The organism is Herbidospora mongoliensis (genome assembly GCF_001570545.1).
Classification (GTDB): Bacteria; Actinomycetota; Actinomycetes; order Streptosporangiales; family Streptosporangiaceae; genus Herbidospora; species Herbidospora mongoliensis.
In genome coordinates, this window is record NZ_BBXD01000013.1 from 255,085 (window position 1) to 272,351 (window position 17,267).

Consider the following 17,267-nt stretch of genomic DNA (forward strand, 5'->3'; position numbering starts at 1 on the left):
ACCCGTCAGACGCCGACGGCCGCGTCCTTCCTGCCGAGGTCGGCCGTCGGGATCTGGTAGGTCTCCTTCGCGGTCAGCACCGAGATCACGCTGATCGCGCAGAGCACCGCGGTGAAGATGCCCACGCCGACCCAGCCCTGCAGGCCGAGCCAGCCGTCGTCGGTCATGATCCCGGCCGCCGACGCGACCGCGAAGCCGGCCACCGCGAAGCCGATCTGGGTGCCGATGGCCATGCCCGACAGGCGGACGCGGGTGGTGAACATCTCGCCGTACAGCGCGGGCCAGATGCCGTTGGACGCCGAGTAGACCACCCCGAAGCAGACGCAGCCCACCAGGAAGATGAGCGGGTAGTTGCCCGAGTTGATCGAGGCCAGATAGGCGAAGATCATGATGGGGCTGCCGATCGCGCCGATCAGGAACACCGGGCGGCGTCCGATGCGGTCGGACAACCGGGCCCACAACGGGATGGCGCCCAGCGCGACGACGTTGGCCAGCACGCCGACCCACAGCATGACCGAGCGGTCGAGGCCGATCTCGTCACTGGTCGCGTAGTTGAGCGCCCACACGGTGAAGATGGTGCTGACCGTCGCGATCAGCGCGGCCCCGATGACCCGCAGCACGTCGATCCAGTGGGTGCGGAACAGTTCGGCCAGCGGCATCTTCGGCACGGAACCGTCGGCGACCTGCGCCTGGAAGGCCGGGGTCTCACTGAGGTGGCGGCGGATGAGGTAGCCGGCGACGGCCACGATCACGCTGCACCAGAACGGCACCCGCCAGCCCCACGACAGCAGCTGGTCCTCGGGTAAGGCCGCCACGGGGATGAAGACGAGGGTCGCGAGGATCTGCCCGAACTGGGTGCCGTTCAGGGTGAAGCTGGTGAAATAGCCGCGCCGGCCTTCCGGGGCGTGTTCCAGCGTCATCGAGTTGGCGCTGGCCTGTTCGCCCGCCGCCGACAGTCCCTGCAGGACGCGCAGCACGACCAGCAGCACGGGCGCGAGGCCGCCGATCTGCTCCCGCGTCGGCAGGCAGCCGATGAGGAACGTCGCCACACCCATCAGGACCAGGGTGAAGACCATGATGCGGCGACGGCCGAAGCGGTCGCCGATGTGGCCGAGGATCAGGGCGCCGACCGGACGGGCGGCGTAGGCGACGCCGAAGGAGGCCAGCGACTGCAGGGTCGCGGTCGCCGGATCGGAGGCGTCGAAGAAGACCTTGGAGAAGATGAGCGCGGCGGCGGCGCCGTAGATGAAGAAGTCGTAGTACTCCAGGGCGCTGCCGATCCATGCGGCGACGGCGGCGCGGCGGGGGGTGGCCTCGCGTCTGTCCTCGGTCATGAAGCCTGTCCTAACTGGATAGTTCATAACATGGTGCCGCAATGCTGCGTTCGCACCATCGGCGTGTCAAGATGATGAAGTCAAATAACTCACTAGTTCGTACATTGCGAGTGAGGGCCTATGCGGAAGTCGATCGCCACCGTGTCCGTGAGCGGGACGTTGCCGGAGAAACTGCAGGCCATCGCGGCCGCCGGGTTCGACGGGTTCGAGCTGTTCGAGAACGACCTGGTGGCCTGCCCGCTCTCCCCCGAGGACGTCCGCCACCTGGCCGCCGACCTGGGCCTGCGCATCGAGCTCTACCAGCCCTTCCGCGACTTCGAAGCCGTGCCGGCCGACCTGCTGGCGGGGAATCTGCGGCGGGCCGAGCACAAGTTCCGGCTCATGTCCCGGCTGGGCGCCGACCTGCTGCTGGTCTGCTCGAACGTGGCGCCGTACGCGATCGACGACGACGACCTGGCGGCCGAGCAGTTGCGGCTGCTCGGCGAGCGGGCCGCCGGGCACGGGATCCGGATCGCCTACGAGGCGCTGGCCTGGGGGCGGCACGTCAACGACTACCTGCGGTCGTGGCGGATCGTGCGGATGGCCGGGCATCCGGCGCTCGGGGTGTGCCTGGACAGTTTCCACATCCTGTCGAAGGGCTCCGACCCGGGCGGCATCGAGGCGATACCCGGCGAGAAGATCTTCTTCCTCCAGCTCGCGGACGCGCCCCGGCTGACCATGGACACCCTCCAGTGGTCCAGGCACTACCGCTGTTTCCCCGGTCAGGGCGACTTCGACCTGGCGGGGTTCACCCAGCACGTACAGAACGCGGGCTATCGCGGGCCCCTCTCGCTGGAGGTGTTCAACGACGTGTTCCGGCGCTCCGACACGGCGCGGACCGCCGCCGACGCCATGCTCTCGCTGCGTTTCCTGGAGGACGGCAGCGCGCCCGTCCTGACGGATTTCGCCTACGTCGAGCTCGCCACCGGCCCCGACGGCGACCGGCTGCGCCGCCTGGTGGAGGTGCTCGGCTTCGACCGGGCCCGGCTGGTGGAGGGCGGCGACGCGGCGGAGCTGCGCGCGATCGGCATCTCCACACCCGATCCCGCCAAGGCGGCCGGGCACGCCGCCGCGCTGTCGGCCCCGGCCGAGGCGCCCGACGGCACCCGGATCACGTTCAGCGCCCGCGAACCCGGCGACTCGACCATCGACCACGTGGCGCTGACCGCCCCGGCGGCGGAGGCGGCGCTCTGGTGCCGCTGCGTCCTCGGGCTGCGCCCGCACGAGAGCCTCGACCTGCCCGACCCCTACGGGCTGGTCCGCAGCCGGGCCATGACCAGCGCCAACGGCAGGGTGATGGTCGCGGTCAACATGGCCGACACGCCTGCGGACCTGCCCTGGCAGCACGTCGCCGTCGCCTGTGACGACGTCGTCGGCATGGCCCGGCGGCTCAGGGCGGCCGGCGAACCGCCGCTGCGCATCCCCGCCAACTACTACGACGACCTCGACGCCCGGTTCCCCGGCGCACCGGACCTCCGCGGCACCGACGTCCTGTACGACCGCACCTATGACCACACTGGGGACGGCGAGTTCCTGCACCTCTACACGGCCACCATCGGCCGGGTCTTCTTCGAGGTGGTGCAGCGCATCGGCGGATATTCCGGATACGGCGCCGCCAACGCGCCCGTCCGGCTGGCCGCACAACACGGTCATAAAATGAGGCGCGAGTAGACCAGCCCGACCTCATGGAGCCGAATGTCCGCCACCCCCGGGGATCGCCAGCGCGACGCCGACCGCACACGCGCCGAGATCCTCGACGTGGCGATGGCCGAGTTCGCCCGGAGCGGCTACGCCGGCGCCCGGGTCGACGAGATCGCCGACCTGACCAGCACCACCAAGCGGATGATCTACTACTACTTCGGCGGCAAGGAACAGCTCTACATAGCCGCCTTGGAGAAGGCGTACGCCGAGGTCAGAGCGGTCGAGAAGACGGTCGACATCGACCACCTCGACCCGGTCGAGGCGATCCGCACCCTGGCCCAGCTCACCTTCGACCACCACGACGCCCACCGCGACTTCATCGCGCTGGTGGCGATCGAGAACGTGCACCGGGCCGAGCACATCCGCAAGTCGGAGGTGCTCGCCAACCTCGGCGCCCCCGTGCTCGACCTGATCTCCCGCATCCTCGACGCGGGACACGCCACCGGCGACTTCACGACCGAGGCCGACGCGATCGACGTCCACATGATGATCAGCTCGTTCTGTTTCTTCCGGGTGGCCAACCAGCACACGTTCGGGGCGCTCTTCGGGCGCGACATGACCGCCCCGGAGCACCGCGACCGGCTGCGGACCATGGTCGGAGAGATGATCGTGGCCTATCTGAAGGGCGCCGGTAAGTAGAGCGCGACCTTACGGCTGGCCGTGACGTGGGCTATAAGTTAACGTACTAGTTCGTACATAGGAGGATCGCATGACGTCCTACCTGGTCGGGCTGATCGGCGCAGGCATCGGCCCCTCCCTCAGCCCCGCCCTCCACGAACGCGAAGCCGACCACCACGGCCTGCGCTACCTCTACCGCCGCATCGAGTTCACCGAACCCATCGGCGACCTGATCCGGGCCGCCCGCTCGATGCGGTACGACGGCCTCAACGTCACCCATCCCGTCAAGCAGACCGTGATCGAGCACCTCGACGACCTGTCCCCGGACGCCGCGAGACTCGGCGCGGTGAACACCGTCGTCTTCACCGGCGGCCGGGCGATCGGCCACAACACCGACTGGACGGGCTTCGCCGAGTCCTTCCGGCGCGGGTTGCCGGGAGCGACGACCAGGCACGTCGTGCAGCTTGGCGCGGGTGGCGCGGGCGCGGCGGTCGCCCACGCGCTGCTGACCGTCGGAGCGGAGCAGGTGACGGTGGTGGACGTGGACCTCATGCGATCCCAGGACCTGGCCGCCCGTTTAGAGCAGGACCCCTTGAACCAGCCCGGCCACCCGGACCAAGGGCGGGCGGACCCCGCCCCATCGCCTGGTTCCTCGCCCGCGAAGCCCGACGACCGGGCGGGCCGGCTGCACGCGGCCGAATTGCCCATCTTGTCCGCGAAGTCCGACGACCGGGTGGGGCGACTGCGCGCGGCGGCCTTGACCGAATTGCCCGCCTTGCTTGCCGACGCCGACGGCCTGGTCAACGTCACCCCGGTCGGCATGGCCGCCCATCCCGGCACCCCACTCGACCCGGCGCTGCTGCGCCCCGACCTGTGGGTGGCCGACGTGGTCTACCGGCCGCTGGCCACCGACCTGCTGAAGCACGCGCGGCGACTCGGCTGCCGCACCCTCGACGGGGGCGGAATGGTCGTCTTCCAGGCAGCCAGGTCGTTCCGGCTGTTCACGGGGGTGGAACCGAATGTGGACCGCATGCTCGATCACCTGACCGAACTCATCTGATCAGTAAACGTCGCCGCACGGTCGGTGTGATCACCAGACGGCGGACCACCGGGCGGCCCGGCACCGCGGGGGAGAGCCGGGCCGCCACGGGTGGTGAGCTGCCCGGGGTCTCGTCGGTTAACCACGGGCCCGGCGGCAGAGGGTGCCGGGCCTGCGCCGACTGCGGGCGCCTTGAGTCTCGTCGGTTGACCACGGCCCGGTCGTGGAGGCCCCGGGCCGCCACGGTTCGTGGGCGGCCCGGGGATCGGTGGTCAGCCGCAGACGCGGCCGTTCAGGGTGAAGCCGGTCGGGTAGATGTTCGGGCCGGCGTAGTTGCCGACGTAGCCGATGTTGATCGTGGTGCCGGTGGCCACTGTCTTGTTGAAGTCGGCGTTGGTCACCGTGACCGTGCCGGCGGACTCGGTCCAGGTCCCGTTCCAGCCGCTGCCCAGGCTCTGCCAGGTCCGAGGCCACTTGAAGGTCAGGGTCCAGCCGTCGATCGGGTCACCGAGGTTGGTGATGTCGACCGAGCCGACGTAGCCGTTGCCCCAGTTCGACGCGTCGGTGACCGTCACCTTGCAGCCGCCCGGCGTGGGGTTTCCGGTGGTGAAGGTCAGCGGGACCGACGGGCGGGAGGTGCCGCCGCCGTTGTCGCGGGTGATCACGTTGACGGTGTAGCGGGTGTTCGGGATCAGGTTGTTCAGGTTCAGGGTCGTGCCGGGGGTCTCGCCGAGCTGGCCGCCGGTCTGGTTGTGGACCTCGTACTTGCTGATCGGGCGCGACCCGGCGGTCGCGACCGGCCAGGTGACCGTCGCGGTGGTGCCGGTGACGTTCGAGACGACCGGCTGGCCGGGGGCGCCGGGCAGGCCGCTCGGGTTGGCCTGCGCCTTGATCACCAGTGTGGTCATCGACAGCGGCGCGAGGGTCGTCGAGGGCGAGGTGGACAGCGACGACGCGCCGTTGGTGTGCAGCCAGCCGGTGGGGGCGGCGGCCGACGGGGTGAAGCCCTGGTAGCCGAGGCTGACCGCGTGGGTGGTGTCGTGGGAGGTGTTCAGCAGCAGGACCGCCAGGTCGCCGTTGGGGCGGCGAGCGGCGTGCGCGACCACGGCCGGGTTGCCCGTGGTGGCCTTGACGAACTGGTCGCCGGGGCGGACGAACTTGCTCATCATCTGCAGCGCGTAATAGGGCGCGAAGGGGGTGTTGAAGGCCGGTTCGCAGACCGTGCCGTCACTCGTGCACCCGGCGCTCGACAGCAGGCCGAAGTCGCCGTAGTCGGTGTGCCCGGCGACCTGGCTCACCGCGCCGAGCCCGTTATGGACGTTCCACCAGTCGACCGAGAAAACCCCGCCCGAGAGCAGCTGGGCGTAGGAGTCGGCGGCGGCGACCGCGCCCGGCTGGGTGGTCGCGCCGTTGGCGCTGCTGCCGGTGTTGAACTCGGTCATCGCGATGCCGATGTTCGAGCGGCCGGTGTACTTGGCGACCTGCTCCTTGGTGAGCTGGACCATGTCGGCGATCCGGTCGGTCCGGTTGGTCGCGCCCGGATACCAGTGCACGATGACGAAGTCGATCTTCGCTGCCGCGTTGGTCAGCACGACCTGGTTCCACGGCCCGGCGTCCCCGCCGGCGGTGATGCCGTCGGGCCACTCGCCCGGCGTGGTCAGCACGGCGCCGATCTTGATGGTCGGGTCGACGGCCTTCATCGCGTCGGCGTAGGCGATCACCTGGCGGGCGTATTCGGCCGGGCTCTTGTCGGCGCGCTCGTCGGCCTCCCACGGGGTGCCGTAGCGGCCGTTGCCGTAGTTCTCGTTGCCGATCTCCCAGTACTTCACGCCGTAGCCCTTGGTGACGTTGGCGTACTCGACCCAGCCCGCGGCCTCCTCGGCGGTGCCGGTGCCGTAGTTGGCGGTCACCATCGGCTTCGCGCCGGTCCGGCGGGCTCCGGCGATGAACGTGTCGAAGTCGGTGTTGGGGGCGACGTAGCCGCCGGGGGCGGTGTGGGTCTCCCAGTGGTAGATGTCGGAGTAGGACCCGCCGGGGTAGCGCACGACCTGCACCCCGGCGTCCTTCAGCAGGTCGGCGGTGTCGTTCGCGCCCAGGGTGGTGTCCCAGACGGCGTGGTTGGCACCGATTCCGGTGTCCGGTACGACGGCGAGCCCGGCCCGCGCGTTCACGGTCACCGGAACGGGCGCGGGGGGATCGGCAAAGGCGGCGGTCGGAGTGAGGAGCGGCGTCAGCAACAGCAGAGACGCGGCGCGCAGGAGGATTTTCGGCATCACAACACCTGGCTCGGGAGCGGTGAACGGAAGCCTCCTCCTGACCAGAAGGCACCATGATCGTGCGTCGGGTGGCCCGTCCCCGTCAAGTACCGAAACTTTCTGTTACTCATTGACAATTTTCGTAACACGTTCCCAGAATGTGCATCGGTAGCCGCTCCCCTACCTCCACCCGCCACCCGGAGGTTCCGTGATGCGTTTGAAAGCGATCCTGCTGACCACAGCCCTGGCCCTGACCGGAGCACTCGTCTCCCTGCCCGCGCAGGCCGCCGACTGCAGCGGTGGTTACGTCGGCCTGACGTACGACGACGGCCCCGGCGGAAACACCAACAACCTGCTCAACGCGCTGCGCAACGCGGGGCTGCGGGCCACCATGTTCAACACCGGCCAGAACGCCGCCACCAACCCCTCACTGGTCCGCGCCCAGGTCAGCGCCGGTATGTGGGTCGGCAACCACAGCTACACTCATCCGCACCTGACCCAGATGAGCAGCTCGGCGATCCAGTCGGAACTGTCCCGCACCCAGAGCGCCATCCAGTCGGCCACCGGCACCGCCCCGCGCCTGTTCCGCCCGCCCTACGGCGAGACCAACTCCACGCTCCGGTCGATCGAGCAGCAGCTCGGCCTGACCGAGGTCCTGTGGGACGTCGACTCGCAGGACTGGAACGGCGCCAGCACCTCGGCCATCGTCCAGGCGGCCGGCCGGTTGCAGAACGGCCAGGTCATCCTGATGCACGACCAGTACTCCACCACCGTGTCCGCGATCCCGCAGATCGCCCAGAACCTGGCCAGCCGCAACCTGTGCGCCGGCATGATCTCCACCAGTACGGGGCGCGCGGTGGCCCCGACCGGCGGAAACCCCAGCCCTCAGCCCACCCCCACTCCCACCTCGGGGGGTGGCTCGTGCACGGCGTCGCTGTCGGCGGGCCAGTCGTGGAGTGACCGCTACAACCTGAACGTCGCGGTCACCGGTTCGAGCAACTGGACGGTGACGATGAACGTCCCGTCACCCGCGAAGATCAGCTCGACGTGGAACATCTCCGCGTCCTTCCCCAACGCGCAGACCCTGACGGCACGGCCCAACGGCAGTGGCAACAACTGGGGCGTGACCATCATGCGCAACGGCAACAACACCTGGCCGACGGTCTCCTGCCGGGTCGGCTGAAACTTTCGGACTCGCGACGCTCCCTTAAGCGCCGTTACCAGGCGACGGGGAGCGTCGTGAGGCCGTACACGAAATGGTGTGAACGGAACTCGGCCGGCGGATCGGTCTCGCGCAGGTCCGGGAACCGGGCGAACAGCGCGGGGTAGGCGATCCGCATCTCCATGCGCGCCAGCGGCGCCCCGAGGCAGTGGTGCGCGCCGTAGCCGAAGGCGACGTGCGCGGGATTCTCCCGGCCGATGTCGAAGCGGTCGGGGTCCTCGACGAACGCGGGGTCGCGATTGGCCGCCGGGAGCGAGAGGATCACGACCTCGCCCTCGCGGACGGTCGTGCCGGAGAGTACGACGTCGCGGGTGGCGATCTTCACGGCACCCGCGTGGAGGATGCTGAGGTAGCGCATCAGCTCCTCCACCGCGCCGTCGACGTGGTCGTGCAGCCGGGCGAGCTGCTCTGGGTGACGCAGCAGGGCGAGCGTGCCCAGGCCCAGCATGTTCGCGGTCGTCTCGTGCCCCGCGATCAGCAGCAGCCCGCCGATCCCGATGAGCTCGTCGACCGACAGGTCGTGCCCGTGGTCCCGGATGAGCATCCCCAGCAGGTCGTCGCCGGGCGCCGCCCGGTGCCGCGCGACCAGGTCGGCCATATAGGCGCGCGCCTCCCGCTGCGCGTCGAGCCGCTCCTCGGGCGTGCGGGCGAAGTCCATGATCATGGCGGTGCGTTCCTGGAACGCCACCCGATCCTCGTAGGGCACGCCCAGCAGTTCGCAGATCACCAGCGAGGGAACCGGCATGGCGAAGTCGGTGACCAGGTCGGCCGGTGACCCCTTGGCCTCCATCGCGTCGAGATGGTCGTGGACGATCTCGGTCACCCGGGGCTCCAGACGCCGGATCCGCCGCATCGTGAACTCGGGCGTCAGCATCCTGCGCAGCCGGGTGTGCTCGGGCGGGTCCATCATGAGGATCGCGCCCGCGCTCATCTGGACCTTCTCTTCCGGCGTCGGCTCCGGGAGCTCGGGCAGGCGCAGATCCATGCTCCGGGCGTTGCTGAACGTCTCGGGGTCGCGCAGCACGTCGCGCACCTCGTCGTAGCGGGTGACCAGCCACGCGTCGGGCCCGCCGTACAGCGTGGGCACCCGGACGAGCCCCTCCTGCCGGAGCAATCCGGTCAGATCGGGGTGCGGGTCGAACTCCTCGCGGCGCATGTGCAGTGGCAGCATGACAACTCCTGAATGACGAACCGTGTTCTTACGGCTACATTCAGTGATTATGAGCGTTGTCACCATGATGATCGTCGGAGACTCGATCAGCCACGGCAGCAGCGGCGACTGGACCTGGCGCTATCGGCTCTTCAAGCACCTCAAACAGCACGGCATCGCCCTCGACTTCGTCGGCCCCCGCAACGACCTCGACGCCATCGAGACCCCCGAGATCGGCGACGGCGACGCCACCTACGCCGACCCCGACTTCGACCCCGACCACAACGCCCAGTGGGGCCGCCCCTACTGCCTGGAAATGGGAGAGATCGCCCAGAAGGTGGCCGCCCACCGGCCCGCCTACATGCTGGTCCTGCTGGGGATCAACGATCTCTTCTGGTACGGCCACTCCCCCGACCAGAACGAGGCCAACCTGCGCGCCTTCATCTCCAACGCGAGAACGGGCAACCAGGAGGTGAAGATCATCCTCGGCACCCTGCTCGACACCCACAAGGCCAGCGTCGACCCCGAGTTCAACGCCCGAGTGTCGGAGTTCAACCGCCGGTTGATCCTGACCGCGTGCGACATGACGACCGAGCGCTCCCCGATCGTCATCGCCGCCACCCACGCCGAGTTCGTCGCCTCGGCGCACACCTGGGACGGCACCCACCCCAACGGCGACGGCGAACTCCGCATCGCGGCGGCGTTCGCCGACACCCTCGCGGGTCAGTTCGGCGTGGGCGCGGCCTATCCGCGCCCGTTCCCGAAGGTGGCCGAGCTCAGACCGGTGTGACCGTCATCGGCACCCCGAGCTGACTGTAGAGCTCCAACTGGTCGTAGTAGTCACGGTCGGTCACCACCAGTTCGTCTTCGATGGTGCACACCGACACCCCCCGCAGTGCGATCCGCCGCCCCGTGGCGGGCAGTTCCGCCCCATCGCTGAGCAGGAACGGCCCGTCGTGGGTGCCGGTGACCGTGAACTCGGTGACGGCCGGGTCGTCGACCATGGGCATGTGCCACGGCGTGACCTTCAGGTCGGAGAAGCCCTCGAACCAGTGCGTGTAGTACCAGGCGATCTCCTCCCGCCCCTCCTGGAGCCCCGTCGGAGTGACCAGCACTCCGTCGGGCGAGAAATGCTGGATGATCGCCTCGACGTCGTGCTGGTTATAGGCCGCGAAGCACCGGTTTTTGACTTCCCGGGCACTGGCCATCACCACCACCTCCTCTTACCGAAACTAACAACCAGCTCGGGGTGGTTTGAAGCCATTTGCCCGAGTCGTTGCCTCAGCAGGTGAGCAGCATGTCCAGCAGCGCCGTCTTCTCCGCCGGCTGAAGAGTCAGCGTGTACGCGTACTTCACCGCGATCCAGGACTTCGCGTACGCGCACTGGAAATCCGGCCGCGACGGCTTCCAGACCGACGGGTCCTTGTCGCCCTTGGCCTGGTTGACGTTGTCGGTCACCGCCCACAGCTGCGGCCCGGTGAGATCGTTGGCGAACTGGCGGCGGCGTTCGGTCGTCCACGCCCAGGCGCCCGACCGCCAGGCCTCCTTGAGCGGGACCATGTGGTCGATGTCGACGTCGGAGTCATCGGTCCAGATGCCGCCGTCGTAAGGGCTGTGCCAGGTGCCGGAGACCGGTCGGCACGCCGCGTCGGTGACGACGTCGACCCCGTCGCGCTTGAGCACGGTCTCGCGGGTGTTGCAGGTACCGCCCACGGTCGCCCAGTGGGGGAACAGCACCCGGTCGTAGCTCGACGCGTTCCGCTCCTCGGCCACCTCCAGAGTGGACAGCTGATTCACCGCCTCCGCCATGGTCGGCATCCCGGGCACCACTGCCGTGACCAGCGGGAGAAAAGCAGCCAGAACCCAGCTCATCGGTCATTCCTCACGTTCTTGCCGGGCCCCCGTGGTCCGGCGAACGTGATCATCGCGTCACCAGATCGCGGTTTCCATGATCCTGTTGTCCCACGGCAAGTCGCGCCACTTTCCGCCCGTCAGAGAACCGATGCGGACGACCGGACCTCCGTCGACCAGCAGCTGGTCCTTGAAGACGGAGAAGCGTCGCACCTCTCCCGGCACCTCGATCCGGGCGAGGAACCTGCCGTCGCTCACCGAGTAGCGCTCGATGACCCCGCCGGAGCGGGCGACGAGGACTTCCTCATCGGTGACCACCGGGTCGACGACGCCCCCGCTTGACGTCTTCAGTGGCCGGTCGGCGTCGAGGAACCGGAGTTCCTCCGGCTGAGCGCAGATGGCGGTGCTCGACTCCGGCGGCGGAGTGGACGTGCAGGGCAGCGAGACCACCAGGAGGAGCCGAGTGCCGTCGGGCGACCAGACCAGCCGCCGCACGTCGGTCATCTTCCTGATCGTCTCCCGCCCCGTCGCGATGTCCCGGATGACCAGAGAGGTGGCGGCATCGCGGCCACCCGTGAATCCGGCCATGAAGGCGACCTTGGACCCGTCGCGGGTCATCGCCCAGGCGTGTTTGGCGGTGCCGACACCGTCCATCGACGCGATGAGTTCGGGCGTGTAGGCGGGCTTCGGTAAGTGGAAATAGCGCGGCTCGGCGTCGCCGGTGATGCCTAGCACATGGAATCCGTCGTCGGCGGCGGTGATGCGCTGGACGTGCTCGACTCCCGGCAGTTTCAGGTCGTCGCTGACGGCGACCCCGACGGTGTTGTAGACCGTCACCGTCTGGTCGGTGTTCTTGACCAGATAGACGGCCTCCGGATCGGCCGCGCACTGCGTGTTCACCAGTAGGGCCAGCGTGGCCAGGACACGCTTCATTCAGGTCTCCTCCATAGAATCGGCCGCGTGCAACGGCTGGCCCTTTTCGACATGGACAACACACTCATCGACCTCGACGGGGCCTTCGGCTCCTGGGCCGCCGAGTTCGCCGCGACCCACGACCTGGGCGCAGGCGGCCTGCAGTGGATCCTGGACCTCGACATCCCCCACCGGGACCTGATGTTCCGGTGGATCAAATACCACTTCGATATTGCGGCATCGGCAGATGACCTGTGGGCCGAATATCGGGCCCGGATGCCCTTTCTCGTCGAATGCCGACCCGAAGTCCTCGCCATGCTGGCCCGCCTCCGCGAAAGCGGCTGGAAGGTCGGCATCGTGGCCAACGGAATGGCCGACAACCAGCTCGGAAAACTCCGCGCCACCGGATTGGCCGACGCGGTCGACGGATTCGCCGTCGCCGGCGTCGAGGGGATCAGAAAACCCGACGTGGCCCTTTTCGCCATCGCCGCCACCCGGTGCGGGACCTCGCTGGAAAAGGGCGGCTGGATGGTGGGCGACAACCTCACCGCCGACATCGAAGGAGGCCGCGCCGCCGGTCTCCGGACCATCTGGGTCACCTCGGAGCAGGGTGACTCTCCGGCGGATCACGTGGTCAGCGACGTCCTCGACGCCGAACCGCTGATCTCGGATGACTAGGCTCGGACCTGCAGAATTCGTGATGGAAGGAAATCCGTGGAACACCGCACACTCGGCCGGACCGGCAGGGACGTATCCGTCGTCGGCCTCGGCACCTGGCAGCTCGGCGCCGACTGGGGCGACGTCAGCGAGGAGACCGCCTTCGCCGTCCTCGAAGCCGCCGTCGAGACCGGCGTCGACTTCTTCGACACCGCCGACGTCTACGGCAACGGCCGCAGCGAGCAGATCATCGGCCGCTTCATCAAGGACCACCCGGACATCCTGGTCGCCACCAAGATGGGCCGCCGGGTCGAGCAGGTCCCCGGGAACTACACCATCGACAACTTCCGCGCCTGGAACGACCGGTCGCGCACCAACCTGGGCGTCGACACCCTCGACCTCGTCCAGCTCCACTGCCCGCCCACGGCGGTCTACTCGACCGACGAGGTCTTCGACGCCCTCGACACGATGGTGCAGGAAGGCCGCATGGCCAACTACGCCGTCAGCGTCGAGACCCGCGAGGAGGCACTCGCCGCGATCGCCCGTCCGGGGGTGGCCAGCGTCCAGATCATCCTGAACATGCTGCGCCTCGGCCCGCTCGCCGACGTCCTGCCCGCCGCCCAGAAGGCCGGGGTCGGCATCATCGCCCGGGTCCCGCTGGCCAGCGGTCTCCTTTCTGGCCGGTACGACCTGAGCACCACCTTCCCGGCCAACGACCACCGCAACTACAACCGCCACGGCGCCGCCTTCGACGTCGGCGAGACCTTCTCCGGCGTCGACTTCGAAACGGGCCTGGAAGCCGTCCGCCGCCTGACCCCGCTCGTCCCCGACGGCGCCACGATGGCCCAGTTCGCACTGCGCTGGATCATCGACCAGCCGGGTGTGAGCGCTATCATCCCGGGCGCCAGCAACCCGGGCCAGGCCCGCTCCAACTCCGCCGCCGCGGATCTCGCCCCCCTGAGCGACGAGATCCTGGCCGCGGTGAACGCCATCTACGACGAACTGATCGCCCCCCAGATCGGCGATCGCTGGTAGACCGGCTAACGGCCGAGGCCGGCGTCCCTTGCGCGGATGATGGCCTCGGCTCGGTCGGCTGCCTGGAGTTTGGTGACCACGGCGTACACGTGGTTGCGGACGGTTTTCTGGGACAGGAAGAGGCGGGTGGCGATCTGGGTGTTCGACAGGCCGGCCGCCACCAGGTCGAGGACCTCCCGCTCGCGCGCCGTCAGGGTCGGGAAGGTCTCGCCGGACATGACCGGGGGGCGAGAGGTGAGGAAGTCGGCGATGCGGGTGGCCAGGACCGCGCCGAAGACGACGCCGCCTCCCGCCACGGTGGTGATGGCGCGGACGACCTCGTCGGGTTCGGCGCCTTTCAGCAGGTAGCCGCGTGCGCCGGCGCGGAGGGCGTCGAAGATGGTGCCGTCCTCTTCCGACATGGTGAGGACGACCACGCCGGTTTCCGGGCGTTCGGCCAGGACGCGGCGGGTGGCCTCGATGCCATCCATCTCGGGCATCGAGACGTCCATGACGACCACGTCGGGGTGCTGCCGGAGGACCTTCTCCACGGCTTCGACGCCGTTCGACGCGGTGCCGATCACGTCTATGTCGTCGATGCTGCCGAGCAGGGCGGCGAAGCCCTCGCGGAAGACCGGGTGGTCGTCCACGACCAGGACTCTGATCGTCATACCGTCACCTCGTCGCGGGCGGGCAGGCGCGTCCACACCCTGGTTCCTGTTGGCTCGATCGGGTCGATCACGCAGGTGCCGCCCAGTTCGGCGGCGCGTTCGCGCATGGAGACCAGGCCGACTCCGCTCACCGCGCCGGGGCCGAAGCCGATGCCGTCGTCGGTGATCTCGACGTCCAGGACCCCGTTCGAACGGGTCAGGGTGACGGTGCAGGTCGTCGCCTGGGCGTGGCGGCGCACGTTGGTGATCGCCTCTGCGGCTATCCGGTAGGCCGCCACCTCGACCGCGGCCGGCAGGCCGGCCAGGTCGCCGTGTTCCTCGACGCGCATGGTCAGGCCCGGTGCCAGTTGGCGGATCGCGCCTACCAGGCCCACGTCGTCGAGTGCGGGTGGGCGCAGGCCGTGGACGAGCCGGCGCACTTCGGCGAGGAGGCCGGTGAGTTCCTGGCGGGCCTGGCCGAGGATCTGGTCGGCGTCCTCGCCGGAGCGGCGGGCGGTGATCCTGGCCATGTCGATGCGGGCGGCGACCGCCGCCAGAGTGGGGCCCAGGCCGTCGTGGAGTTCGCGGCGCAGTCGCCGCCGTTCGTCTTCGACGGCCGACACGATTCTCTCCCGGCCGCGCTGGAGTTCCTCCGCCAGGTGGACGGCCCTCGCCGCCGCCGCGGCCTGCCGGATCACGTCGGCGAGCAGGCGCTCGTCGCCGGAGGTGGGGCGGGTGACCCTGGCAGGAAGGACCAACCGGCCGATGCGTTCGCCCCGGTAGGCGATGGGGAGGGCCCTGGTCTCAGCGGGGCGTTCGCCGTCTTCGACCAGCAGCGCGTCGGTGATCTCTACACCGACGTACGAGGATCTGAAGGCCTTCCTGACCGTGCGGGCCAGCGTGAGGAGTTGCGCCTCGGAGTCGTCGGTCGCCTCAAGTCGTTCGGCCAGGCCGGAGACCACGTGGTAGGGGTCGTCGCGGTCGCCCATGACCCAGCGCCGGACCAGCCGCCACAGCCTGCCGCGCAGTTGCGCGTAGGCGATGGCGACCGCGAACACCGCGATGACCAGGCGTTCTCCGTCGTTCAGCCGCGAACCGAGGAACTGGCCGACGCTCCCCAGGACCACCAGGTCGAGCACGAACGTCAGCGCCAGCAGCAGCCCGTAGACGACCGTCCCGCCGAGCAGCCGGTCGACGTCGACCAGGTCGGGGCGGACGATGCCGATCGCGACCGCCGCCGCCGTGAGGGTCACCCCGACGGCCAGGCCGGCGGCCGTCCACGAGCCGGGGAGCAGCCGGAACGTCAGCATGACCATGAGGTCGACCAGGCCCGCCCAGACCAGCCAGCGCAGCCGCATCCGGTCGAGCCCGGCCGACCCCCGGTAGCGCCGGACGACCATGACGAACGGTGCGACCAGGCTCAGCGGCGCGCTGAGCTGGGCCACCCGCAGCAGGACCGTCCAGAGCTCGTCGGGCAGCGGCAGGTAGAGCAGGTCGAGGTTCAACGCGCGCAGCGGGGCGGGGAGCGGGCCGGATTCCGAGGTCGCCTGGGCGATCCCGGAGGGCGCCGCGATCAACGCCAGCGGCAGCAGACTCGTCAGGCCCAAGCTGACCAGCGAGATCCCACGCCACCATCCCGTGGGCAGCCTGCCGTCCGGGAACAGCACCAGAGCCAGCGGCAGCAGCAGCACGAGCCCGGCGCCGAAACGCTGGTAGATCAGGAAGGCCGCCGACCCGCCGGGGAGTCCCGCGTACGTCGAGTACGCCAGCCACGACGACGCGAGCCCGTCGAGCGCCCACCAGGCGCCGAAGACGGACATCAGCCACCCGAGGGCATGACGCGGGAACCGGCCCAGGACGGCCATCCCGGCCGCCGCGAGCGCCATCCCGGTCACCGAGTCGACCGCGCCCGGCTGGAGTTCCAGTAGCGCGCGATGGGCCGACGGAACTCGTACATCAAGAAGGGCCGCGGCGGGCAGCGCGGTCACCGCGACCGCGAAGAGCACCGGCCCCGGCCTCAGCTTCTGCACCAGCAAAGCATGCCTTAGCAGGTCAAAGAAGTCCCTAGGACGCGTGTCCTGTCTTTTCTGGGCATCGCCTGGGCCCCCGAAACGGGACGCCACGCCCTGATGGCCCAGGCCGTTCGGTCAGCAGGATCGTCATCGTTCCACCTCGAAGAAACGAAGGACCTGACGATGACGCTCACCGCCACCCCCACCTCTCCCACCCTCACCGACACGACGATCCGCCGGCTGGCCCTGGGCATGTCGACCGGGGCCCTGCTCTGGTCGGCCCTCAGCTTCACCTACGGTTTCCAGCCCACGACGAATCTCGGCTGGATGCTCACCGACCTCGGCGGCCTGGCCTTCCAGGCCGGGCTGATGTGCCTGCTGGCCCTCATGATCCGCACCCAGGCGACCGGAACGAGCAAGGTCGCCCGGGTCATGCTGCAGGTCGAGCGGGTGCTGCTGGTCCCGGCCATGACGTGGAGCCTGCTGCACGCGGTCCTGCCGGATCAGCGCGACGCCGGCTGGCTGGCCATCCTGGACATCTTCTGGCCGCTGTCGATGCTCGGCATGTTCGTGATCGGCGTCAAGGTCGCCTTCGCCGGTCGCTGGCGTGGCCTGGCCCGGGTGTGGCCCGTGGTCGCCGAGAGCTGGGCCGTCGTGTCGATCCCCAGCATGGGCATCCTCGGCCCGGAGGTCGGCAACCTCGTCGGCGCGACCCACCTGCTCATCGGCTACACCACGCTCGGCCTGATCATCGCCTTCCGGCCCGAGCTGGTTCGTACCGAAAGCTGATTTTCCAGGAAAAGGGCGTCCTTC

16 protein-coding genes are annotated in these 17,267 nt (G+C 69.1%); 8 read left to right on the plus strand and 8 right to left on the minus strand.

All coding sequences use genetic code 11. The annotated features are described in order from the left end of the window. Positions 1 to 5 precede the first annotated feature (5 nt). Complete coding sequence (locus AW272_RS18235; protein WP_066366448.1) at positions 6 to 1,334, minus strand: MFS transporter; 1,329 nt, start codon at positions 1,332 to 1,334, stop codon at positions 6 to 8. A gap of 120 nt (positions 1,335 to 1,454) precedes the next feature. On the opposite strand from AW272_RS18235, the gene AW272_RS45615 reads away from it, so the two are divergent. The 3 genes from AW272_RS45615 (at position 1,455) to AW272_RS18250 (ending at position 4,752) form a co-directional block, all read left to right on the plus strand. Continuing rightward, positions 1,455 to 3,044 carry a sugar phosphate isomerase/epimerase and 4-hydroxyphenylpyruvate domain-containing protein gene (locus tag AW272_RS45615; RefSeq protein WP_066366451.1) on the plus strand — a complete coding sequence of 530 codons (1,590 nt, stop codon included), beginning with the start codon at positions 1,455 to 1,457 and terminating at the stop codon, positions 3,042 to 3,044. 24 nt (positions 3,045 to 3,068) lie between these two features. Next, entirely contained in the window at positions 3,069 to 3,713 is a 645-nt protein-coding gene (locus AW272_RS18245) for a TetR/AcrR family transcriptional regulator (RefSeq protein ID WP_066366454.1), read from the plus strand. Positions 3,714 to 3,783: 70 nt separating this feature from the next. Further along, complete coding sequence (locus AW272_RS18250) at positions 3,784 to 4,752, plus strand: shikimate dehydrogenase (protein ID WP_066366456.1); 969 nt, start codon at positions 3,784 to 3,786, stop codon at positions 4,750 to 4,752. A 251-nt stretch (positions 4,753 to 5,003) separates the two neighbouring features. Here AW272_RS18250 and AW272_RS18255 read toward each other — a convergent pair whose 3' ends face one another. Then, complete coding sequence (locus tag AW272_RS18255) at positions 5,004 to 7,004, minus strand: cellulose binding domain-containing protein (RefSeq protein WP_066366848.1); 2,001 nt, start codon at positions 7,002 to 7,004, stop codon at positions 5,004 to 5,006. Positions 7,005 to 7,197: 193 nt separating this feature from the next. Between AW272_RS18255 and AW272_RS18260 the strand changes: the two genes are divergently transcribed. Beyond that, entirely contained in the window at positions 7,198 to 8,169 is a 972-nt protein-coding gene (locus AW272_RS18260) for a polysaccharide deacetylase family protein (RefSeq protein ID WP_066366460.1), read from the plus strand. Between the two features lie 34 nt (positions 8,170 to 8,203). Here AW272_RS18260 and AW272_RS18265 read toward each other — a convergent pair whose 3' ends face one another. After that, on the minus strand, positions 8,204 to 9,379 hold the full coding sequence (locus AW272_RS18265) for a cytochrome P450 (protein ID WP_066366461.1): 1,176 nt from the start codon (positions 9,377 to 9,379) through the stop codon (positions 8,204 to 8,206). Positions 9,380 to 9,428: 49 nt separating this feature from the next. Here AW272_RS18265 and AW272_RS18270 point away from each other — a divergent pair, with 49 nt between their 5' ends. Then, positions 9,429 to 10,148 carry a GDSL-type esterase/lipase family protein gene (locus AW272_RS18270; protein WP_083958426.1) on the plus strand — a complete coding sequence of 240 codons (720 nt, stop codon included), beginning with the start codon at positions 9,429 to 9,431 and terminating at the stop codon, positions 10,146 to 10,148. Here the strand turns inward: AW272_RS18270 and AW272_RS18275 are convergent. The 3 genes from AW272_RS18275 to AW272_RS18285 all read right to left on the minus strand — a co-directional run bounded on the left by AW272_RS18275 (position 10,135) and on the right by AW272_RS18285 (position 12,142). After that, complete coding sequence (locus tag AW272_RS18275) at positions 10,135 to 10,566, minus strand: ester cyclase (protein WP_066366849.1); 432 nt, start codon at positions 10,564 to 10,566, stop codon at positions 10,135 to 10,137. The two genes, AW272_RS18270 and AW272_RS18275, sit on opposite strands and share 14 nt — an antisense overlap. A 73-nt stretch (positions 10,567 to 10,639) precedes the next feature. Continuing rightward, positions 10,640 to 11,230, minus strand: coding sequence for an HNH endonuclease family protein (locus AW272_RS18280; RefSeq protein ID WP_066366470.1), 591 nt, complete (start codon positions 11,228 to 11,230; stop codon positions 10,640 to 10,642). Positions 11,231 to 11,287: 57 nt separating this feature from the next. Next, on the minus strand, positions 11,288 to 12,142 hold the full coding sequence (locus AW272_RS18285; protein WP_066366473.1) for a hypothetical protein: 855 nt from the start codon (positions 12,140 to 12,142) through the stop codon (positions 11,288 to 11,290). 27 nt (positions 12,143 to 12,169) lie between these two features. Between AW272_RS18285 and AW272_RS18290 the strand changes: the two genes are divergently transcribed. Beyond that, a complete protein-coding gene (locus tag AW272_RS18290) occupies positions 12,170 to 12,799 on the plus strand; it encodes an HAD family hydrolase (RefSeq protein WP_066366475.1) in 630 nt (209 codons plus the stop codon). 36 nt (positions 12,800 to 12,835) lie between these two features. Then, a complete protein-coding gene (locus AW272_RS18295) occupies positions 12,836 to 13,813 on the plus strand; it encodes an aldo/keto reductase (protein WP_066366478.1) in 978 nt (325 codons plus the stop codon). A gap of 5 nt (positions 13,814 to 13,818) precedes the next feature. On the opposite strand, the gene AW272_RS18300 is transcribed toward AW272_RS18295, so the two are convergent. Both AW272_RS18300 and AW272_RS18305 read right to left on the minus strand, forming a co-directional pair. Next, positions 13,819 to 14,463: a response regulator gene (locus AW272_RS18300; RefSeq protein WP_066366480.1), complete on the minus strand. Its 645-nt coding sequence runs from the start codon at positions 14,461 to 14,463 to the stop codon at positions 13,819 to 13,821. Beyond that, entirely contained in the window at positions 14,460 to 16,472 is a 2,013-nt protein-coding gene (locus AW272_RS18305; protein ID WP_157518623.1) for a sensor histidine kinase, read from the minus strand. The genes AW272_RS18300 and AW272_RS18305 overlap by 4 nt, the downstream gene beginning before the upstream one ends. A 165-nt stretch (positions 16,473 to 16,637) precedes the next feature. Here AW272_RS18305 and AW272_RS18310 point away from each other — a divergent pair, with 165 nt between their 5' ends. Continuing rightward, positions 16,638 to 17,243: a hypothetical protein gene (locus tag AW272_RS18310; RefSeq protein ID WP_066366482.1), complete on the plus strand. Its 606-nt coding sequence runs from the start codon at positions 16,638 to 16,640 to the stop codon at positions 17,241 to 17,243. The last annotated feature ends 24 nt before the right edge of the window (positions 17,244 to 17,267 follow it).

Bases quoted from the DNA above. Each gene is read 5' to 3' on its own strand.
- AW272_RS18270 (WP_083958426.1), top strand. From the start codon at position 9,429: ATGAGCGTTGTCACCATGATGATCGTCGGAGACTCGATCAGCCACGGC.
- AW272_RS18255 (WP_066366848.1), bottom strand. From the start codon at position 7,004: ATGCCGAAAATCCTCCTGCGCGCCGCGTCTCTGCTGTTGCTGACGCCG.
- AW272_RS18245 (WP_066366454.1), top strand. From the start codon at position 3,069: ATGTCCGCCACCCCCGGGGATCGCCAGCGCGACGCCGACCGCACACGC.
- AW272_RS18275 (WP_066366849.1), bottom strand. From the start codon at position 10,566: ATGGCCAGTGCCCGGGAAGTCAAAAACCGGTGCTTCGCGGCCTATAAC.
- AW272_RS18280 (WP_066366470.1), bottom strand. From the start codon at position 11,230: ATGAGCTGGGTTCTGGCTGCTTTTCTCCCGCTGGTCACGGCAGTGGTG.
- AW272_RS18250 (WP_066366456.1), top strand. From the start codon at position 3,784: ATGACGTCCTACCTGGTCGGGCTGATCGGCGCAGGCATCGGCCCCTCC.
- AW272_RS18265 (WP_066366461.1), bottom strand. From the start codon at position 9,379: ATGCTGCCACTGCACATGCGCCGCGAGGAGTTCGACCCGCACCCCGAT.
- AW272_RS45615 (WP_066366451.1), top strand. From the start codon at position 1,455: ATGCGGAAGTCGATCGCCACCGTGTCCGTGAGCGGGACGTTGCCGGAG.
- AW272_RS18260 (WP_066366460.1), top strand. From the start codon at position 7,198: ATGCGTTTGAAAGCGATCCTGCTGACCACAGCCCTGGCCCTGACCGGA.
- AW272_RS18235 (WP_066366448.1), bottom strand. From the start codon at position 1,334: ATGACCGAGGACAGACGCGAGGCCACCCCCCGCCGCGCCGCCGTCGCC.
- AW272_RS18310 (WP_066366482.1), top strand. From the start codon at position 16,638: ATGACGCTCACCGCCACCCCCACCTCTCCCACCCTCACCGACACGACG.
- AW272_RS18285 (WP_066366473.1), bottom strand. From the start codon at position 12,142: ATGAAGCGTGTCCTGGCCACGCTGGCCCTACTGGTGAACACGCAGTGC.
- AW272_RS18300 (WP_066366480.1), bottom strand. From the start codon at position 14,463: ATGACGATCAGAGTCCTGGTCGTGGACGACCACCCGGTCTTCCGCGAG.